This is a genomic window from Bacteroidota bacterium (assembly GCA_016714535.1).
Lineage (GTDB): Bacteria > Bacteroidota > Bacteroidia > AKYH767-A > OLB10 > JADKFV01.
Genome location: JADKDR010000006.1, coordinates 37,228 through 58,136, shown reverse-complemented (window position 1 = coordinate 58,136; position 20,909 = coordinate 37,228). Strand labels below are relative to the sequence as shown.

Sequence of the window (20,909 nt, the reverse complement as noted above, 5' to 3'; positions counted from 1 at the left end):
ATTCTTTAAGTAGAGCAATTTTGTTGTAAGGATTTTAATCAGGAGGTAACATACCTCGAATAAACTCCCAAAGGGAGTTTGAAACCAGACGTACTTGGCAGGTAAATTTCTCCAAATTCCCGATTTTTATTTTTGTCAAAAATGGTGTCCATCATATTCTCAATAAGTAAGGCTGAAAATCCAAGTGAATACGTATTAAGTACCAGAAAATGTTCTTTATCCAATAGTTTTTTTACCTGGCCCATCATATCATTTATCATGTTTTCAAGTTTCCAACTTTCGCCATCGGGTCCATGTCCATAGGCAGGTGGATCAAGAATAATGCCTTGATATTTGTTACCTCGTTTTACTTCGCGATTTACAAAGGTCATCGCATCTTCTACTAACCAACGTATATTGTCAAGGTTACTTAGCTCCATGTTTTGCCGTGCCCACGATACTACTTGCTTTATGCTATCCAGGTGAACCACATCGGCACCGGCCGCTTTACTTGCCAGTGATGCTGCTCCGGTGTAAGCAAACAAATTGAGCACCTTCGGATTTGGATGATTTATTTTTTTTATCGATTTAAAAATAAAATCCCAGTTTACGGCCTGCTCAGGAAAAACACCAACATGTTTAAACGATGTTAGGCCAAGCCGTAAGGTAATACCTGCTTTATGATTAAGGTGATTAAACGAATAGTTGATGGTCCACTGATCGGGCATATTGCCTTTCTTTTGCCACATGCCAGCAGAGCTCGATTTTGAAACAAAGCGCACATCTGCTTTTTTCTCCCAGTCTTTTTCGCTCAGTTTTTTGTTCCATATAGCCTGTGGCTCAGGGCGTATGGTAACATACTTGCCAAAACGTTCAAGTTTTTCAAAATTTCCACAATCGATTAGTTCGTAGTCGGCAAAATTTTCGGGACAAAGCAAGCGCATAGTGTGCAGTGTTAGGTTGCAAAGGTATTGAATAGATTGTTGTGATGATTAAAAAACTGTTTGCAAATTGATCTACGCAAGCTGCTGACCGATTCTTCAATTAATTACTATTGCATTTTATATACTGATGATATGTTTTGTAAAATTAAACTTATATCTATTTTCCTGTTCGTCTTAATACAGATGAATTGGGTGTATGCTCAGGTTAGCGGGGAACTGCGCGATAGAAATGAAAATCCTGTGGCACTGGCCGAAGTAAGAATTTATAATGTACAGGCAACGTTTGAGGTAACCTCAGATTCAGCAGGGAAGTTTAGTATTCCGGATATAAAAGCTGGGAGATATATACTTACCGTTACTAAAAGCGGATATAAGAGCTACATACAACCCGAGTTGCTGATAGCAACCGGCAAACCTTTATATTTGAATATTACGCTTGATGTATTTTCGGTCAACCTTGCTGAAGCAACGGTATCCTCTGCCATGTCCACCCTTACACGCATTCATACCACTTACCATATTAGTAGCGAGCAAACGCAGCGCTTTGCCAGTGCCAATGATGATGCAGCGCGTGCCATGACGTATTATCCCGGCTTAGTGCAATTGAATGATGGTACTAATCATATAAGTGCCAATGGCAACTCGCCCAATGCAACAGGATGGTTTATTAATGACTTACCGGTAATGAATCCCAATCACCTTGCCAATGCAGGAACCTTTAGCGATCGTCCGGCACCGAGTGGTGGTGGAATTACCATGTTTAGCAATCAGGTATTGGAAGGAACAAGCTTGTACAACGGCAACATGAAAGTGCAACACATAAACTGCCTGGCTGCAGCCATGCAAATGAAGTTTAGAAATGGAAATGCACTTTCACATAACAGTAGCATTCAAACCGGATTGATAGGTGTTGATGTAGCTTCCGAAGGTCCTTTAGGAAAAAAAGGAAAGGCTTCTTATTTAATCAACTACCGATACTCATTTACAGGGATACTTGCCATGATGGGAGTTACCTTTGGTGGTGAGGATATCCGTTTTCAGGATGTTACGTACAATCTGAATTTTCCTTTAGGAAAAAAAAATACAATACAGTTATTTGGTGTAGCAGGAAATAGCAGCAATGTATTCAAGCATGAACAAGACTCGGGCTTATGGGAGTCGCAAAAACAATTATTGGACATTAATTATAAGCAGCGAAATATTTTCGCGGCATTTAGCTGGACACATACGTTTGATACCAAATTTTATCTGAAACTATCGGGGGCTTTTAATTCCTTTTATACTAATCATCAGGTAAAACCACGTTTTCCGGAATTGGTATATATTCAATCGCGAAGCGAAACGGGCGACACAGCTCTTCCTCTACATTTGTATTTGAATCAATCGCTAAATGGTGTGCACTCATTAAGATATGGTGTTATTATGAATCTGCAACGCTCTTACATATCGCAATTGTCGGTTACGCGCAGGGCATTTAATATGAATGCAGTGCCTGCTCAGCAACTCAACCGAAATGCCTATTACGGATATATAAACTACACTATTAATACCGGTAAATTTTACAGCGAGCTTGGAGTACAACACTCCGAATTTACAAACTTCGACAATACAAATATCAGCACTGCCTTACGAGCACAGTATTTAGTTAGCAAACGTCATTTAGCAAGTGTTACGTTTAATAACACAGCGCAAATGCAACAGGTTCGCGACAATGCCAGGGCATACAATTTCAGGTATGCGTTTGATAATTACAAAGTACAACCAAACCGAAGTATAATGGGTACAGTTAATTACTTTTATACATCGGCAAGTATGATGCAGTTAAGTACGCAGTTTTTTTATCAGCAATTGTATCATATTGCTTCGGGTGGCATTTACAGTGTGCTTAACAGTTTTGAAAACGATATGCTTACCAATTATGCAAATAATGGTGAGGGGCGAAACAGGGGTGTAAATGTATCGCTCGAAAAGCCGCTTTTAAGTAATTTTTACCACCTCGTATCGGTAAGTGTATATGATGCTAAAGTAAAAATACAAGAACGTTGGTACGATAGCCGTTATAATGGAAGATACTCTATGCAATATACGGGTGGATATGAGAAAAGGAATAAGCGTGAGAATACATGGGGAATAAATCTGCATGGGATATATGCCGGTGGTATGCGCACCAAACAACTTGATACCCTGCAATCTATCTATTCCGAAGCCACCATTGTTGAAGCTTCACCGGCATTCAATAGAAAGTTGAAAGATTATTTTAGAGCTGATTTACGGATTACCTATCGCATTAACGGGAAGAAATCAAATACACTGTTAGCAATGGATATTCAAAATATTACAGGAAATGAAAATGAGAATGGATGGATATATGATGCGCTAACAAAGGAGTTTGTAACACGCAGGCAACTTGGTTTAATACCCGTGTTAAGCTGCAGGTGGCAGTTTTAAGCCATAAGCATTTGCAGCGTATGTTTAATCTGTTTTTGCTTTTTCTTTATCGGTCTTATGCTTTAATATTTTTGCCTCGATATAAAATATTACTTCTTCAGCAATGTTTTAGACTGATCGCCTACGCGCTCCAGTTTACGAATAGTGGAAATAATGTGGAGGCATTGCATAACCGAATCCGGATTTGCTTTGATATACTTTTCGATTACAGCGTTTGCTTTTAAGTTAATATCATCAAGTAAATCATCTTTTCGAAAAACCTTGCGGGCGGTCTTCGTGTCTTCGTTAACAAAACACTGATGCACATCATCTAAAATAGAAATTGCAATATCAAACATATCCAACAGGCGCGATTCTTTAAGCAATAAATCATCAAACTGTGCGGTTGTTTCTTTTACATACCGTGCTATGCCATCTGCTATATCGCCTATGCGTTCCAGGTTGGAATTTATTTTTAAGCAAGCCAAAACAAATCGCAAGTCTATTGCCACAGGGTTGAATAATGCGAAAATATTTTCGCAATCCTTATCAATAGTTAATTCAAGTGAATTAACTCTACGCTCGTTAAAGTTTACTTCGCGCGCAAGTTCTTTATCATTGGTAAGCAAGGCGATTTTTGCTTTGTTCAATTGGGCAAATACCAATTGATACATTTCGGCCAATTCTTCTTTTAATATCTTTAATTCAATATCGAGATGTGTCATTTTCTGTAATTGTTTTCGTAGTGAAAGTATAAAAAATTATCCAAACCTGCCTGTAACATAATTCTGAGTTTGTACTTTGGCGGGATTGGTAAATATTTTTTTGGTCTCGTCAAACTCAATAAGCTCTCCCATGTAAAAGAATGCGGTATTGTCACTTACGCGGCCAGCTTGCTGCATATTATGTGTTACTATAACAATGGTATAGTTTCGCCTCAGGTCATAGATCAATTCCTCAATTTTCGAAGTCGAAATAGGGTCGAGTGCAGAGGCGGGCTCATCCATTAATATTACCGAAGGTTCGATAGCAAGCGCCCTGGCAATGCATAAGCGTTGCTGTTGACCGCCTGATAAGCGAAGTGCGTTTTTATTTAACTGATCTTTTACTTCCTCCCATAAAGCGGCTTGTATTAACGATCGCTCAACTGTTTCGGCAAGTACAGATTTTCCATTAATGCCATTTACACGCAAGCCGTAGGCTACATTTTCAAAAATACTTTTTGGAAAAGGGTTAGGTTTTTGAAATACCATACCCACATTTTTTCGCAATTCGTTTATCGGAACTTTCTTCGAATAAATTTCTTTGCCATCAATTTCGGCAGCGCCTTCAATTCTAAATCCTTCAATGTAATCATTCATACGATTGAATAAACGCAGGTAGGTAGATTTGCCACAACCCGAAGGGCCAATAAGCGCAGTCACGGTGTTTTCGCGAACCGTCATAGAAATATCTTTCAACACATGAAAGCTTCCATAGTAGCAATTAATATGTTTTGCTTCGAGTTTATATGTTTTATTTCTGGGTGATTCCATTGCAATTTTTCAACTAGTAAACGTATTTTTTTTTCTTACCATCTCACCTGGCTTTGCCATTTGTTACGCAAATAAATAGCACCGGCATTTAATATAAAAGTAATAACTAAGAGTACAATAATAGCAGCCGCAGCATTAATGGCAAAGCCGTGTTGAGGCCGCGATACCCAATTGAAAATCTGAATTGGCAACACAGTATAGGAGTCAAAAATACTTTTTGGAGTAAAGGGTACATAGGTAAGTGCGCCTGTAACAATAAGTGGAGCGGTTTCGCCAATGGCCCGCGACAGTGCCAATATAATACCCGTAAGTATGCCTCCGAATGCCGATGGTACCACACTCATTTTTATGGTTTGCCATTTGCTGGCACCTAATGCAAATGAAGCTTCGCGTATGGTTTTAGGTACTGTTTTGAGCGCCTCGCGGGTTGATACAATTATTACAGGCAAAATAAGTAAAGCAAGTGTTAGACTTCCGGCTATAATGCTTTGACCTAATCCTAAAATCGAACAAAAGTTCAAGGCCTAACAGACCATAAATGATTGAAGGTACACCTGCAAGGTTAGAAATATTGATTTCGATAAAATTTGAAAACCAGTTTTTCTTGCTATATTCTTCAAGATAAATGCCTGCGGCCACACCGATAGGAAAAGCTATTATTAATGTCGTAATTAATATCCAAAGTGTACCAATCCAAGCAGTATAAATACCGGCACTCTCCGGTTTTCTTGATGGCAAGTCTGTTAAAAAGCCAATGCCTATACGCGAAACACCTGTAATCCCAATTGATATAACCAATATAGCCAAAGTGTTAACAGCGCTAAGGAGGTTGCAATTATTGCAATGGTAATAAACAAGTTATTATTTAATTTCTTTTGTTGCGTGTTATTCATATACCTGAGCGTATTTTTTCTTGATGAAAAAACTCAAATTATTAAGTGCAAAGGTGAACACAAACAAGCTAAACCCTGCGGCAAATATGGTCTGATATTCTATCGAACCATGTGGTACATCTCCCATACTTACCTGTACAATATAGGTGGTAACGGTTTCTATGGGCACAAGTGGATTGAGTGTTAAGCGCGGCTGCTGCCCTGCAGCTATGGCCACAATCATAGTTTCGCCTATGGCACGTGATGTAGCTAAGATAACGGAAACGATTATACCTGATGATGCAGATGGCACTACCACTTTCCAGGCTGTTTGAAATGTTGAGCTACCTAATGCATAAGCACCTTCGCGCAAGGCACGTGGCACGGCATACATAGCATCTTCGCTCATGGAGGTAATCAATGGAATAATCATTATTCCCATTACTATACCCGGAGACAAGGCATTGAAGCCGGCAAGCCCCGGAATTAATTTTTGTAAAAACGGAGTTACCACCGTTAAAGCAAAAAATCCATAAACCACCGTTGGCACAGTTGCAAGCACTTCCAACATTGGCTTTAATATCTGACGGGTTCTTTTTTTGGCATATTCGCTCAGGTAGATGGCTATGATAAGACCAAATGGCAAAGCAATAGCAATGGCGATAACTGTAGTTAAGAATGTACCACTCAATAGAGCAATGATTCCAAAATGCTTGTCGTCAAACAATGGTGTCCATTGAGTATCGGTAAGAAAATCCCAAACCGAAACGACTTGAAAAAAAGAAAAAAGTTGTACAACAAGAACAATGATAATACCTACAGTAGTTAAAATGCTAAGAGAGGCGCACCCCAATAGCGCGCCTTCAATTATTTTTTCTTTTATTTTTCTTGCTTCTTGCAATATGCTTTAGTATGAATTATTGAACAACTGCATCAATGGTTAAACCTACCGAATTTTTTCCAATAAGATTGCTGCCTGTTTTGCGTGCGGCAAATTTTTGTTTTACCTTTTCGATAGCTGCTGCCGGCAATGGTACATACCCAACTTCGGTAGCGAGCTTGTCACAATTTGCTAACATAAAATCAACAAATGAACTCACTTCTGCTGATTTGACAACGACTTGTTATTTATATAGACAAAAAGTGGGCGCGATAAAGGTTGGTACGTGCCATTGCTTAACCGTTTCGATAGGGTTGTAAATGCAGTGCTCATGCCATTATCAATACCAAGTAGTTTTAATTTTTCTTTGCTTGATTCATAATAAGCTAAACCAAAATATCCCAACGCAAGTTTATCCGTTGAAATACCTTGTACCAATACATTATCATCTTCGCTTGCTGTATAATCACCGCGACTTGCCTTTGCTTTACCATTAATGGCTTCGGTAAAATAATCGTACGTTCCGGATTGTGTGCCTGCTCCAAACAAGTGCAGTTCTTGTTTTGGCCATGAAGCATTTACATCGCTCCACATTTTTACTTTGTTCTGTGCTTCGGGTTCCCACATCTTCTTTAATTCTGCCACGGTAATATTGGTAAGAAAATTATTTTCAGGATGCACAACCACTGCAAGGCCATCGTAGCAAACTGCTAATTCAATGTACTCAACACCATTCGCTTTGCATGCAGAGTCTTCGGTGCTTTTATTGGGCGCGATGCATTTGAAATATCTAATTCGCCACGCGAAAATTTCTTAAAACCACCACCAGTGCCTGATTCTCCTACTGATACATTTACACTTTGGTTGCCAGCTCTAAAATCTTCGGCTAACGCCTCGCTTAGCGGAAACACGCTGCTCGAACCATCAATGCTGATGGTGCCGGCTTGCCGCTGTTTGGTTTCGCAGGTTTTGTTATCGGTACTGTTGTTGTTGTATGCCACCATGCCCAAGATCATGGCAGCAATTAGTAGTTGAATTTTATTGTCATTTTATTTTAATTTTGATTTTTTTACGATTAAAAATTAACCTATGCCTGCAAGCGCAATAGTTGTCCTTTTGATGATTTCTTTGTTTAGCCATATCTTCATACTTAAGTGAAGATACTACATAGCTTGCGACTAATTCAAAATTAGTTGCAAACTGCCATTCGATTCCCGACTTCAATTTCGTTTACTTTATAACTACGTGCATCACGCTCGTGCTTTTTTCCACCATCATAATATTGTATACGCGAAAAGGAATTATCGTATTCTTTCCAAATGTGGTAAGGTAAGAAATAAGCAGCCTCCCCTTGTAGTTCTTTGGTTTTCGTTAGAGTCGGTTGATGTATTAAATTCAGGTGCGCCTATAGTATATTCTGCGGTCTTTCTCAAAGGTTTGGGATATAATGCCAACGATGCTGCCGCACTCTGGTCATCATAATTGCCATTCCATGTTGTTTTGGTTCCTGCTGTGAATTGATCTTTTGATATAACATATCTGCCGGTGTATCCTTGCACACCTGCTTCAATAATTTGTGACCTATTTGAAATGGATATGTAAGGCGCGCTACATAATGTAAATCTTTGTTGCCATCATTGCGGTTGGCAGTTTGTCCATTATATCCGCCAACAGCAAGCACACCATAATCTCCCGAACCTTTATAACCATCGGCAACCAACGATGCTAATAGCTTGCGTCTGCTCTGTGGAGCCCAATAAAAAAACACACCTAAATCACGCTCGTTAGAAACAGCGCTGTTTAAGGCTTCATCGCGATCCAAGGGAAGTCGGTTCTGGCTGCTTTGCAAATTCATGAATCCATAAGGTACTTTGCTTGCCCATTGCGAAAACGAAATTCGTTTTTTTGTCAACCGAAACATCAAAATAAGCATCGCGTAATTGTCCAAATATTTGTGCAGTAGAACTGCAGAGCTTGCAAGATCGGGCTGAATATAAAACGTAAACATAATCATTAAGTCTTCCAAAAAACAATCCGCATACGTCTGATAAATACCGAACCACCATCGCCCCATGACCTATCACACGATTCGCATCCCAATGAAGAATTGGTTTCGAGCAACCTATTATATCGCACTTGCGTGTATCCTCTGACATTAACAGATTCAAACCAATTTTTTTTTGCTGGCACAACCTTTGCTTGTGTCTGTTATTGACTGTGAAATTGCTGCATTGCTGGATTAATAACATCATGATGATACCTACCATCTGAAATTTTATCATAAGAAGTTTTTTCTATTCGTGCTACAAATAAATTCTACTTAATAATAACACAATGTTTTGCCAATATTAACTTAATGTTACCTATTGATGGTTGTTGCCAACAATTTATTGGGCCTGCGCTTGCAGGCTTCAAGCTCGCAACCACTTAAAACCAACCCTAAGACAAGAGCGATTAGAATTTTGGTATTATCCGTTTAAGAAAACGCTTTGTGTATAAGAAGCATTATGTAATTGTTACCATTTACATTTGATATAAACTTAATTAATACCGGCTTAATCTTTCAGTAAAGCATATTTAACCTGCCGGTAATTATTACCTAACAATGGAGATACACTTTTGCACTACGAATAATAAAAAATACTGGAAATGAAAAAAGTAATATTGGTAACACACCTTTTGCTCGGTGTGATACTGTATGATGCAATAGGCCAACAGGTTACCGGACGTGTATTGATAGCTCAACAAAAGAAACATTGCCCGGAGCATCTATTACAGAGCTTGGCATCTTGAACGGAACTCAAACTGACTTTAATGGCGAATTTAAACTAATATTAAAGAATAAGGATACACCCCATAGTAATTTCATTTGTAGGATATGTAAATGATACCATCAGAATATCAAATTTGAAAATGGCGAAGCAAGAATAGAAATCACCTTACATACAAATGCGCAGCAAATAAAAACAGCCGAAGTAGTATCTCGTAAATTAACTAACACCGAAAATGCCGTTTTGGTTGAGCTTCGCAATACAACGCAGATTGCCAATGCGGTTTCTAGTCAGCAAATGAGTAAGACACAAGACCGAAGCGCGGCTGATGTAATGCGAAGAATACCCGGAGTAACCTTGCAACAAGACCGCTTTATTATGATTCGCGGATTGGCAGAAAGATACAATACCATTTTACTTAATAATGGCATTGCACCAAGCGCAGAAGCTGATCGGAAGGCATTTTCACTTGATATGATTCCTACTCGTTTATTAGATCGCATTATAATAATGAAAACTGCAATGCCTGAATTATCTGCTGAATTTGCAGGTGGAATGATTAAAATTTATACCCGCAACACATCTGATGATAAATTATTTCAGGTAATTTATTCAACAGGTTTCAGGCAGGGTACCACCTTTCAGAAATTTAATAAACCATATGCACCAGGCAGCGATTTGTTTACCTTAAGCGGAAAATTTAGAAATCTGCCAGGCATTTTTCCATCCAAGTTGAGCAATGAGCAAACAGAACAACAAGTAAGGCTAGGTCAGGAACTTCCGAATACATGGGTTAACAATGAAACAAGTGCAATGCCCGACCAGCAAATAGGTTTAATGTATGCAGGCAATACTAAATTGCGAAATTCAACCTTATCAAATCTGTTTAGTATTGTTTATAACTATGACTCCAGAAACATTAACCGTAGCATATACAACTACAACTTATACGATTTTAAAAATAACAAAAGCGATACGGTTTATCACTTTGATGATATTGAATCGATTGTAAGAGTAAATATAAGCGCCCTAAATAATACTAGCCTGATTGTAAACTCACGGAATAAAATTGAACTAAAGAATCTCGTTAACCGCTCCGGCACTAATTCAGGAGTTACGCGTGAAGGTAAAAATTTTGAGAGCGGCAATGAGGAATTAAATTATGCTTCGCGATATATTGAGCGAACATTATTAAGCAGTCAATTAGGCGGTGAGCATGAGCGTGGGTCGCATGAGCAGTTAAAATTAGACTGGACCATTGCACATAATTATACACTTACCAACGAACCCGACTATCGCAGGTTGCGCACGGTGCGCAACTTAGGTGCTGATGCAAATACGCCATACATGCTGGTGGTGCCACCTTCTGCCTCCCTCGAAGATTTGGGAAGATTTTATTCTACACTCAACGAGCAATTACTAAGTGGTGCTGCCAATGCGGAATACATGCCAACAAAAAATGATAGCAACAATGGAAAGTGGAAAATTAAAACAGGAATATATACAGAATATCGTAACCGAGATTATAAAGCGCGGTGGCTCTCTTACAAAAAATCAAACATTGATTTGTTCGACAATCAATTGTTGTATGCTCCACTCGAAACTGTATTTAATCAGGAAAATATAAATAGCACCACCGGATTTAAAATTGAAGAAGGTACTAACCCAACCGATAAATATAATGCAGGAACACAATTGCTTGCATGGTACGTTCAATCAGAGTATCAGTTTGGTCGGTTTACCATTTCAGGCGGTGCTCGGGTTGAAGCGCTCAATCAAACCCTGTCGATGCTGGATTATGGCAGAAATCCAATTACGGTAGATAATAAAAGTATTCAAATTCTTCCTTCTGTTATTGCTACTTATCCGGTTTCTGAAAAAGCATTTATTAAGGCTGCTTATGCACACACTGTAAATCGCCCCGAGTTTAGAGAAATGGCCGCATTCAGTTATTACGATTTTGTATACAACGAATCGCTTACCGGAAATCCACAGATTAAAAACTGTAATATTTCAAACTTTGATGTACGCTACGATTTTTACCCATCGGGCAAGGAGCTAATTACATTTGGATTGTTTTATAAAAAATTTATAAATCCAATTGAAAAATATGCACTTACAGGATCGGGAGGAGGAACACGTAATTTTTCTTTTGGCAATGCGGATTATGCAAGTACGTATGGCGTAGAAGCAGAGATAAAAAAATCGTTAGCACCATTAAACCTCGGAAAGTTTATTAATAATCTTTCTATTTCAATCAATAGCAGTTATATCTATAGCAGGGTTTCGCTTGGCAGCAAGGCAACAAATCAAGTTGCAACACGTCCACTGATGGGGCAGTCTCCTTATATTATTAATGGAGGATTTTTTTATGATAATGATAAAAGTGGAATACAGGCATCTGTTTTATATAACCTGATAGGCCCCCGTATTTTTGCTGTTGGAGCTGATGGCAATCCGGATATTTATGAAATGCCGCGTCATGTAATCGATGCATCGCTCACTAAAGAAATAAGCAAACATTGGGATATTAAGATTGGAATAAGAGATGCTTTAAATGCCGCATTTATTTTTATGCAGGACGCTAATCTTGATAATAAAATTAATGCGCAGGACGAAACCATCATGCGTTACCAGGTTGGTTCGGCAGTTAGTCTGGGTATTAATTACAAGTTATAAATAACTCAACCACTTGCATTTGTTGAAAATGCCAACAGAAATTTTAAAAACTAAAAACAGTATAAAAGAAAAAAACTAAAATGAGAAAAGAACAATTATTAAAGAACGCATTAGTATTAGCCTTGGCAATAAGTGCAGTTGCCGGATGTAAAAAGGATGATACAGAAGATCCGCCTGTAGTAATACCGGGCAGTAAAGTAGTTACGCTTAAAGATAGCATTATGGGCAATAGAATTTTAAGTGCCGATAGTTCGTATTTGCTTAAAGGATTTGTATATGTAATTAATGGCAGTACGCTTACCATACCGGCAGGCACAGTAATAAAGGGCGATAAGGATACGAAGGGGACGTTGATAGTGGAGCGCGGAGGTAAACTGCAGGCAACAGGTACTGCCGATAAGCCAGTTGTTTTTACAAGCAATCAGGCAGTTGGTTCGCGCAGTTATGGCGATTGGGGTGGAATAATAATTTGTGGTCGCGCACCAGTTAATCAGCCGGCAGGCGAAATTCAGATTGAAGGGGGACCACGCTCATTCTTTGGCGGTGCCGACCCTGCTGATAACAGTGGTACACTTAAGTATGTACGTATTGAGTTTTGTGGTATTGCCCTTGAACCAAATAAGGAAATCAATGGCTTAACACTTGGTGGTGTAGGAAATGGTACCACCATCGATCATGTTCAGATATCCTATTCGGGCGATGATGCCTTCGAGTTTTTTGGTGGCACCGTAAATGCAAAGCATTTAATATCGCACCGTGCATTAGATGATGATTTTGATACTGATTTTGGCTATAGCGGAAAAATTCAATTTGCAGTTGCCTTACGCGATCCTAACAATGCCGATGTTTCGGGTTCTAATGGTTTTGAATCGGACAATGATGCCAATGGTAATTCGTACTCACCTTATACGAGTCCTATATTCAGTAATGTAAGTGTATTTGGGCCAAAGGCAAATTCTGGCACAGTAATCAACACCAATTTTAAACGTGCGGTGCATTTGCGCAGAAATACGAAGTTGAGTTGTTTCAATTCTGTTTTTGCCGGATACCCTTATGGACTTTTATTAGATGGCAGTGCAGTTGAAGCCAACGTTATTGCTAACGATATTTCATTTAAGCATAATGTGATTGCAGGATGCGATACAGCTTACAAGCAATCGGGTGGTACAGGTGCTTTAGATATTGGTGTATGGTTTAGCAACAACATCAATCAGCAACTACCGGCTACTTCAGACTTAGCTATAAATGATGCATTCAATTTAACCAATCCCAACTTTTTGCCAATGCAGAACTCTGTATTGTTGGGTAATGCTAATTTTTCAGATATTAAACTTCAAGACAGTTTTTTCGAAAGTGTAAATTATCAGGGAGCGTTTGGTGCAACCAATTGGACCGATAAATGGGGGAATTTCAATCCTCAGCAAACAACTTACAATTAATTGTAAGCGGTATTTTTTATTCGTGAAAGGCGGGCTTATTGCCCGCTTTTTTTATTATTCTCAAAATTTAAAATAAGACTTAGGTGATACATTTTCCTGTTTAGCAATGAGGCTGCTATGTTGGTTGATTGGTAAAAATCAAAGTACGAAAACGCTAAGGTGATCTGTTTATTAAACGCTATTAAATTGAACAATTATATTGATTAGATTTTTTTCACATTTGTAAATGCAAAATGATTTAAAAAATGAACTACACAATATCATTTCAGGAAAGAGCAAAGTTAGATTTGGAACAACTATACAAGCAATTACCAGTTACCATAACAATGGCTCGCAAGCAGGCTCAACAATTGAAATCGAAAAGTCTTTCAAAAGGAAAGAAACAAAGATCTTAGAAGATTATATTTCGGAGAAAAATCTTGGATAAGAGATGTTGATTTTTCTCAGTATGTTAGTGAAGGCGCTGAGCAAAAAGTCTACTTGAAAGACACTGAGCATGTCTTAAAACTTAACGATTCTGTTTATTATAATTCATTGAGGGATTATCTGTACAATTTATTACTTCACAATTATTTTTTCTCTGACACAGCCTATGAATTGAAAGGTTTTACAAAAGAAGATGATGTTTTATATGCAGTTGTTCAGCAAAAATTTGTTACAATTACATCTGGTACAAATTTGGAGAGAGTTAAAGAATTTTTGAAAGTGAACGGTTCCCATAATAATCGTAACAATGATTATATCAATGATGAATTGGGAGTCATTTTAGAAGATTTACATGATGAAAATGTGTTGACACAAAATGAGATTTTATACTTCATTGATACTGTATTTTACTTAACACAGAAATTTTGGTTAGATTAAATTAACACAATGGCTAAACATTTAGCGATCTATACAAACCCCCCAAACGAGTAAAGTAAGTGAGTGGTTTTCTGTTTATAGATGGTCCCGACCGCAAGCTAACGGGATAAATGTTCAGCGACACGAGCCGGGATGCACTTAGTAAGAACTAAAGTCCTTGGTGTGCTTAGGTGTATCTGTATCGAAGTTTAGTAGGAAGTTTAATGATTTTAACTAAGGGTATATATGTTGCACTTAAAACACTTGCCTAATTTTGATTACCTGCGCGGCATCAATAAAACACACAACATTTTCTGTTCCAATGTTGCAATCAAAATTGGATATCTCCATTTGATTACGGCACACCGCGGGTATGTGATGCATAATTTATTTCTTTTTTGCTAAGGTAGGTAAAAGGTGTTGTTGTAATTTTTATTTTTACGACATGTTATTAACGTGTAGCTGCGGGCTGTTTGGTTTTTTCACAGGCTGACGTTGGGCGAATTGCATAGTCAAATTTCAAAGAAATAGACACTGTAAAACTGACCTTATTATTTTGTAAGTTTGTAAATTATGACCGACAAAAACCTTTACATAATTGCTGGTTGCAATGGAGCAGGTAAAACAACAGCTTCGTTTACTATTCTTCCAGAAATTATTGACTGTAAGGAATTTGTAAACGCTGACGAAATTGCAAAAGGATTATCACCGTTTCAACCCGAAAAAGTAGCATTTGAAGCTGGAAGAATAATGCTAAAAAGAATTGATGAGCTGTTAAAAAGCAATGAAAATTTCGCTTTTGAAACGACACTATCAACCAGAAGTTATAAGTCGAAAATTAGAGAAGCAAAAGACAAAGGATATACTATAACTTTGCTTTTCTTTTGGCTTCAAAATGTTGAATTAGCCAAAGAGCGTGTAAAAATTAGGGTTTCTGAAGGAGGACATAATATTGAATCAGAAATTATTGAAAGGAGATATTACAGAGGAATAAAAAATCTTTTTGAGATTTACTTGCCAATTGCAGATGGAACATTGATTTTTGATAATTCAAATGGGCAACATGAACTTTTAGCTGAGAAAACAGTTGACGGAATAATAAATATTATTGATGATATAAGGTTTAATGAACTAAAAAAAATATATAATGACAACAGTTGAAAAACAAATAGAACTTAGAAATAAGATTTTAGTGGGACTTGAAAAAGTTTACGAAAAATTGGTGGAGTTTAAGAAACAAAAAAATACGGAGTTAGTTGTAATGAGAGGCAACAAAATAGTGAAAATAAAGCCGTGATAAAGGTGCTTCGCCAAAGCATTTAGCCATCTATACAAAACCCCATAACGAGTAAAGCAAGTGAGGTGTTTTGTGTATAGATGGTCCCGACCGCAAGCTAACGGGATAAATGTTCAGCAACACCAGCCACGTTGCGCTTAAAATAAGATACAGCTTTTGCTGTGGATAGGTGTATTTGTATCGAAGTTTAGTAGGAAGTTTAATGATTTTAACTAAGGGTATATATGTTGCACTTAAAACACTTGTCTAATTTTGCTTACCTGCTAGGCATGCACATAACACACAACATTTTCTAATCCAATATTGCAATTTAAACTTGATATTTCAATTTTATATTGGCAGCCTGCTGGTTTGTGATTCATATTTTATTCTTATTTGCTAAGGTATGTCATCAGTGTTGTTGTAATTTTTATTTTTACCACATGTAATTAGCGTGTTCTTAGTGGCCGTTTGGTTTTTTCACAGACTGGCGTTTGTGGCAATGCTATGACGACACAACAACTTTATATATTTGAGCATTAATTTACCATAAATAATTCTAACCAACCAACCCAAATCAAAATGAAAAACTTTACTAAGCCTTGTTTTTGCACTATCATCTGTGATGGTTTACGGTCAGCAGTCGGAGTTGATTATGCAACCTGATTCCAATTGCGGAAAAGATGCATTAATATGGAATGCTCCACCTTTTAATAATGGTAATACCAATTATGGCACTTGGGATGCAATGGGAGCGCATGCATGGACAAATGCAGGTGTGCCGGATACAGGAAGAACTTTAATTCAATTTGATCTTAGCGCAATACCTATAGGTTCAGTAATTACTTCTGCTTATCTTTCTTTATATAATAATCCTGCAACAACATATTTTTCAGGTCAGCATTCAACATTGAGCGGAGGGAATGATTTGTATGTGCAGAGAGTTACTTCATCATGGAATGAAAATACTGTAACATGGTTTAACCAGCCAACAAGTACGACACAAAATGAAGCGACTGTGTCTGCAAGTGTAAGTCCGAACCAAGATTATCCAAGCATTGATGTGACTGCGCTTGTGCAGGATATGATTAATAATCCTCTGAACAGTTTTGGTTTTATGCTTCGATTGCAGGATGAAATTAATTTCAGGGCGATGGTCTTTGCATCAAGTGACTATACTGTTTCATCAAAATGGCCTAAGCTCACGATAAATTATCAGCCACCGACAACTGCTTGCTTTACGCTTCAACCGCATGACGGATGCGGGACGGATGCCATAATCTGGAATGCTCCGCCTTACAATAATGCAACTACGAATTATGGAGGCCAGGACGCTATTGGTGCACATGCATGGACAAACATAGGAATTCCCGATACGGGCAGGTCTTTATTGGAATTTGATATGTCAACCATTCCAAGCAATGCAATAATTACTTCCGCTTCTCTTTCGCTTTACAACAATCCAACAACTAATTACGCAAATGGAGTGCATTCATGGTTGAGCGGTCCGAACAACGGATTTATACAGCGGGTCACATCTTATTGGGATGAGAAAACTGTAACGTGGATGACGCAACCAACTTCTACTCCTTTGAATAAAGCATCAATTCCTGCATCTGTTTTTGCAAACCAGGACTATCTGAATATTGATGTGACGCAATTGGTAAGTGATATGTACAATAACCCGCTGAATAGTTTTGGTTTTATGATAAGGCTTGAGACGGAACAACAGTTTCGTTCGTTGGTATTTGCTTCAAGCAATTATTCTAATCCGACTAAAAACCCTAAGCTTGATATTTGCTATACTGTACAAACTGGAATGGAAACAATTTACGATTCACCTTTTATTATTTATCCTAATCCTGTACAAAATAATTTTTATGTCGAGTCGGGCAAGAAAATTAAATCAAAAGTCACAATTGAATTATTCAATGTAATTGGAGAGAAGATTTCGCGAAGTGAGGTTTTGTGTGCGGGTTTGTTTAAAAAGGAAATAAATGTTTCTGAATTGTCGCGAGGTATTTATTTTGTAAAGGTTAGTGATGGAGAAAAAGTGTTTACGCAGAAATTAACCATACAATAATTATATACGAAAACGCTTTGGACTGAGAGAAGCACATGCCGCTAGCACGAAGATCAGAAGAAATAAAAAAAGAGGGGCTTATAGGATGCTGAAAGTGGGTGCAAGTAATAAAGTGTGCAGCGGACAAGAAAGAGTATGCTTTCTATCCCCTTCTTTTTTTTACCTCTTTAATCCCTGATGCTTTCAACGACACAAACTCGAAAGTGTAAATTATCAGGGAGCGTTTGGTGCAACCAATTGGACCGATAAATGGGGGAATTTCAATCCTCAGCAAACAACTTACAATTAATTGTAAGCGGTATTTTTTATTCGTGAAAGGCGGGCTTATTGCCCGCTTTTTTTTATTCTCAAAATATAAAATAAGACTTAGGTGATACATTTTCCTGTTTAGCAATGAGGCTGCTATGTTGGTTGATTGGTAAAAATCAAAGTACGATAACGCTAAGGTAATCTGTTTATTAAACGCTATAGCTGCATTGGCACCTAAGCGGTTTTGATCAAATATGTTATGCGTAATTTGCTTATCTGTATTGATCATCATATCATTCTAAATAGCAAGTGTAAGCGAAAAATTTTACTTGGAATAAATTTTTCGATCAACCATAAGTCGAAGTCGTTGCCTCCATACCAGCTCATTGGCCACGTTATCGTTTATACCAAAATAGCGGGCTTCGCTCCAAAATCGCTTACTAAATTTATACTTACCAAAAATGGTTGCATGGTTTACTTCAACATAGGGTCGTAGTTCATTGGTAATTTTTCGCTCAGTATAAAAAGCATCGTTTGGTAGCGATTGAAACAAAGCAAAGCCGGGACCAAGTTCAATGCCGATTTAAATTTATACTTCATTATTGTTCGAACATATCACTGATTTAATTTTTGGGTATTCATAAATGTCCGGCCTTCTGTTTCTGCGTACCAGGTTAAATTAAGGCGCACCTTGTATGTAATTGCCACCATATACCATCCTACATCCTGATGGGTAATTTTCTTTTGTGCATTTAATACCGAAAAGCACGATTACAAATAAATGATGATAACAGATTTCATCAAGTTCATATTTGTCTAAGTATCTATTTTAGTTATATGAAATTATGGGAGAGCAAGTGTGCGTTTAGTAATGCCCGTTTAGATTTTAATTCGTTGAAGCACTAAGTAAAATGTGGTCAGGTTAATTATTCTGGAGCAGGGTCTTGGTTCCTTCTTCTATGCTTATTTTAGGTTCCCAGCCCAATGATTTTAATTTAGAAACATCTGCCAGCAGATGCATGCGCTCTACTTTGCGCACACGAGCTTCTTCTACTTCAATCGTGATTTTTTCGCCAAGATTTTTTTCAAATGCTTCCACTATTTCTACTACAGAATATTCTATTCCACGACCAAGGTTTATTACATGCAGTCCTTCGTTCAGTTTAGCTAATATAATTTCCATGGCACTTGCCATATCGTAGGTATGAATAAAATCCCTCTTCGGAGTGAGGTTTCCAAGTTTGATGGTGCGGGTGCCTTCCTTAATTTGTTTTTCTATTTCAGGAATGAGGTGTGGATTAGTTTCGTTAGGGCCAAACGCATTAAAAAATCTGCACACAATGGTATTGATTCCTGATTGCAAGAAAAATTCGTTGCAAAGATGTTCGCCTGCAAGTTTCGAAAGGCCATAGATATCCATAGGCCCTGTTGCATTGGTCTCGCTTACGGCTTCATCACTAATAGGGTAAACTGCTGCTGTGCTGGCAAATAGCAATTGCTTAACTCCGGCAATATGAGCGGCATCAAGTACATTGATAGTGCCTTGTATATTTATATTGGCCGACTCATGCGGATGTGCGTTGCAATATGGTATGAAGTGTATAGCTGCCAGATGTAACACAATATCGGGTTTTATTTTTGTAAATAATTCTATAACAGTGGCGCGGTCAAGTATATCATGCTTAAAAAAATGTGTATCGTTCACTTGAATAAAATCCCTGTTGCCAAAACTTAAATTATCAATAACGAAAATCTCGTGCTGTGCTTGTTGTAAATGTTTTATGACTGCGCTTCCTATAAACCCTGCTCCTCCGGTTACCAAAATTTTACTCATCCTTACTTTAAATTATCTATTAGTTTTTTATAATTCATCATTTGCGCCTGCTTGGTAAAGAAGGCATCGGTTAGTTTAATATTTTCTGTTCGATCAGCTGTGCTCAATGGGCTTAAGCGTATAGCTTCTTTCGAATTAACTACCATTCCGCATTTATGTTCCATTACAAATTCTGTATAATCGCCCAGATTGTCGCTGGTTAATATTTTTAGACCTGCACTCAAATATTCGGCAAATTTTGTTGGGGAGGCTACCCGGTTAGTTATCGAATTTTCGCGTATCATAACTCCATAGTCACATGCCATCAGTACTTTTTGTACCTGCTTATGGGGAAGCCAACGTTGTGTTACTAAATCCGGAAATTCGCTAATCAACTTTTCTATCTCTTTATTGGATTCGCTTAAAAAAACAACCTGGTATTTTTTGGAAACACTAAATAGCTGCTTTAAAAAATCACTAATAAGATAAAAAGATTGCCACCCAGATGTAGAGCCAGAATAAACGAGGATACATTCATCATCGGCAAAGTTAAGGTGATTACGCGCTGCTTTTATTTTTTCGGTTGTTATTTCCAGTTTTCGAAAACCCGAATTAAGTGTGCAAGGTATAACTACATGGTTTTGGTCAGCATAGTTAAATGTGTTTTTCCAATAGATAACAAGATGGTTTGATACGGCTATTCTAAAGTTTGACTTAATTACTGCGTCTGCTTCCAGTTGTACGATGTCGCGGCTTATATCAATGCTGGGAACAACCTTGTATTCGTTCCATTCGGCTGTCATTGCCCCACGGCCATCGTAGCACACCTTTTTTACAATGCCCCATTTGCGCAGAGCTAATGCTATGTGTGCTGCAAGCACATTGCGGGCTATAATAACACGTTCGCCCGTAAGCAAGCAAATAAATAAAAGTGTAAAGCGGTTAAGCCGCCATGACGACATTTTTGGAAACATGGGAATTACCCACGCACTGGGCAATTCCTGTTTTATTTTTTTGCGTTCAGCAAAAAAATTGCGAATTGATATAAGCATTACCAACCTGATTTTTACATTGAGATTTTGTCTCAAAAAAATACAGACGTCTATAGCTTGGCTAGAT

Annotated in this window: 16 protein-coding genes and 4 pseudogenes; 8 read left to right on the top strand and 12 right to left on the bottom strand. The window is 37.9% G+C overall.

The genetic code is table 11. The features are described 5' to 3' along the window. Positions 1-38: 38 nt before the first annotated feature. Positions 39-923, bottom strand: a complete 885-nt coding sequence (locus tag IPO27_09945; protein ID MBK8846832.1) for a class I SAM-dependent methyltransferase — start codon at positions 921-923, stop codon at positions 39-41. 60 nt (positions 924-983) lie between these two features. Here IPO27_09945 and IPO27_09940 point away from each other — a divergent pair, with 60 nt between their 5' ends. Then, positions 984-3,371 carry a carboxypeptidase regulatory-like domain-containing protein gene (locus tag IPO27_09940; protein ID MBK8846831.1) on the top strand — a complete coding sequence of 796 codons (2,388 nt, stop codon included), beginning with the start codon at positions 984-986 and terminating at the stop codon, positions 3,369-3,371. 108 nt (positions 3,372-3,479) lie between these two features. On the opposite strand, the pseudogene phoU reads toward IPO27_09940, so the two are convergent. From phoU to IPO27_09905, 7 genes and pseudogenes are all read right to left on the bottom strand, one after another. Further along, a pseudogene (gene phoU, locus IPO27_09935) lies at positions 3,480-4,075 on the bottom strand (phosphate signaling complex protein PhoU). A 36-nt stretch (positions 4,076-4,111) separates the two neighbouring features. Further along, positions 4,112-4,885, bottom strand: a complete 774-nt coding sequence (gene pstB, locus IPO27_09930) for a phosphate ABC transporter ATP-binding protein (GenBank protein ID MBK8846830.1) — start codon at positions 4,883-4,885, stop codon at positions 4,112-4,114. 35 nt (positions 4,886-4,920) lie between these two features. Further along, a pseudogene (pstA, locus tag IPO27_09925) lies at positions 4,921-5,778 on the bottom strand (phosphate ABC transporter permease PstA). Then, the gene (gene pstC / locus IPO27_09920) at positions 5,771-6,658 is read right to left on the bottom strand and encodes a phosphate ABC transporter permease subunit PstC (protein MBK8846829.1); all 888 of its coding nucleotides are present in this window, start codon (positions 6,656-6,658) and stop codon (positions 5,771-5,773) included. Before pstC ends, pstA begins: the two are co-directional and overlap by 8 nt. 16 nt (positions 6,659-6,674) lie before the next feature. Continuing rightward, positions 6,675-7,653, bottom strand: a pseudogene (locus IPO27_09915) (PstS family phosphate ABC transporter substrate-binding protein). 413 nt (positions 7,654-8,066) lie between these two features. Next, the gene (locus IPO27_09910) at positions 8,067-8,549 is read right to left on the bottom strand and encodes a hypothetical protein (protein ID MBK8846828.1); all 483 of its coding nucleotides are present in this window, start codon (positions 8,547-8,549) and stop codon (positions 8,067-8,069) included. Between the two features lie 101 nt (positions 8,550-8,650). Further along, positions 8,651-8,827 (bottom strand): hypothetical protein, encoded by a 177-nt coding sequence (locus tag IPO27_09905; protein ID MBK8846827.1) that lies wholly within the window; start codon positions 8,825-8,827, stop codon positions 8,651-8,653. Between the two features lie 459 nt (positions 8,828-9,286). On the opposite strand from IPO27_09905, the gene IPO27_09900 reads away from it, so the two are divergent. From IPO27_09900 to IPO27_09870, 7 genes and pseudogenes are all read left to right on the top strand, one after another. Further along, a complete protein-coding gene (locus IPO27_09900) occupies positions 9,287-9,430 on the top strand; it encodes a hypothetical protein (protein MBK8846826.1) in 144 nt (47 codons plus the stop codon). Between the two features lie 221 nt (positions 9,431-9,651). After that, complete coding sequence (locus IPO27_09895) at positions 9,652-12,087, top strand: TonB-dependent receptor (protein ID MBK8846825.1); 2,436 nt, start codon at positions 9,652-9,654, stop codon at positions 12,085-12,087. Positions 12,088-12,167: 80 nt separating this feature from the next. Then, positions 12,168-13,526: a T9SS C-terminal target domain-containing protein gene (locus tag IPO27_09890; protein MBK8846824.1), complete on the top strand. Its 1,359-nt coding sequence runs from the start codon at positions 12,168-12,170 to the stop codon at positions 13,524-13,526. 226 nt (positions 13,527-13,752) lie between these two features. Further along, positions 13,753-14,390: pseudogene (locus IPO27_09885) on the top strand (hypothetical protein). Between the two features lie 552 nt (positions 14,391-14,942). After that, positions 14,943-15,530, top strand: coding sequence for a zeta toxin family protein (locus tag IPO27_09880; protein ID MBK8846823.1), 588 nt, complete (start codon positions 14,943-14,945; stop codon positions 15,528-15,530). Next, positions 15,517-15,666, top strand: a complete 150-nt coding sequence (locus IPO27_09875; protein MBK8846822.1) for a hypothetical protein — start codon at positions 15,517-15,519, stop codon at positions 15,664-15,666. Before IPO27_09880 ends, IPO27_09875 begins: the two co-directional genes overlap by 14 nt. A 604-nt stretch (positions 15,667-16,270) precedes the next feature. Further along, positions 16,271-17,728 carry a DNRLRE domain-containing protein gene (locus IPO27_09870; GenBank protein ID MBK8846821.1) on the top strand — a complete coding sequence of 486 codons (1,458 nt, stop codon included), beginning with the start codon at positions 16,271-16,273 and terminating at the stop codon, positions 17,726-17,728. Positions 17,729-17,870: 142 nt separating this feature from the next. Here IPO27_09870 and IPO27_09865 read toward each other — a convergent pair whose 3' ends face one another. The 4 genes from IPO27_09865 to IPO27_09850 all read right to left on the bottom strand — a co-directional run bounded on the left by IPO27_09865 (position 17,871) and on the right by IPO27_09850 (position 20,842). Then, positions 17,871-18,269, bottom strand: a complete 399-nt coding sequence (locus tag IPO27_09865) for a hypothetical protein (protein MBK8846820.1) — start codon at positions 18,267-18,269, stop codon at positions 17,871-17,873. 33 nt (positions 18,270-18,302) lie between these two features. Then, the gene (locus IPO27_09860; GenBank protein MBK8846819.1) at positions 18,303-18,530 is read right to left on the bottom strand and encodes a hypothetical protein; all 228 of its coding nucleotides are present in this window, start codon (positions 18,528-18,530) and stop codon (positions 18,303-18,305) included. A 369-nt stretch (positions 18,531-18,899) separates the two neighbouring features. Next, positions 18,900-19,811, bottom strand: a complete 912-nt coding sequence (locus IPO27_09855; GenBank protein ID MBK8846818.1) for an NAD(P)-dependent oxidoreductase — start codon at positions 19,809-19,811, stop codon at positions 18,900-18,902. 2 nt (positions 19,812-19,813) lie between these two features. Next, complete coding sequence (locus IPO27_09850) at positions 19,814-20,842, bottom strand: hypothetical protein (GenBank protein MBK8846817.1); 1,029 nt, start codon at positions 20,840-20,842, stop codon at positions 19,814-19,816. Between the last annotated feature and the right edge of the window lie 67 nt (positions 20,843-20,909).

What these genes read in the sequence shown, in the direction of transcription:
- IPO27_09945 (MBK8846832.1), bottom strand. Translation starts at nt 923, where the DNA reads ATGCGCTTGCTTTGTCCCGAAAATTTTGCCGACTACGAACTAATCGAT.
- pstB (MBK8846830.1), bottom strand. Translation starts at nt 4,885, where the DNA reads ATGGAATCACCCAGAAATAAAACATATAAACTCGAAGCAAAACATATT.
- IPO27_09900 (MBK8846826.1), top strand. Translation starts at nt 9,287, where the DNA reads ATGAAAAAAGTAATATTGGTAACACACCTTTTGCTCGGTGTGATACTG.
- IPO27_09890 (MBK8846824.1), top strand. Translation starts at nt 12,168, where the DNA reads ATGAGAAAAGAACAATTATTAAAGAACGCATTAGTATTAGCCTTGGCA.
- IPO27_09880 (MBK8846823.1), top strand. Translation starts at nt 14,943, where the DNA reads ATGACCGACAAAAACCTTTACATAATTGCTGGTTGCAATGGAGCAGGT.
- IPO27_09875 (MBK8846822.1), top strand. Translation starts at nt 15,517, where the DNA reads ATGACAACAGTTGAAAAACAAATAGAACTTAGAAATAAGATTTTAGTG.
- IPO27_09870 (MBK8846821.1), top strand. Translation starts at nt 16,271, where the DNA reads ATGGTTTACGGTCAGCAGTCGGAGTTGATTATGCAACCTGATTCCAAT.
- IPO27_09865 (MBK8846820.1), bottom strand. Translation starts at nt 18,269, where the DNA reads ATGATGATCAATACAGATAAGCAAATTACGCATAACATATTTGATCAA.
- IPO27_09855 (MBK8846818.1), bottom strand. Translation starts at nt 19,811, where the DNA reads ATGAGTAAAATTTTGGTAACCGGAGGAGCAGGGTTTATAGGAAGCGCA.
- IPO27_09850 (MBK8846817.1), bottom strand. Translation starts at nt 20,842, where the DNA reads ATGCTTATATCAATTCGCAATTTTTTTGCTGAACGCAAAAAAATAAAA.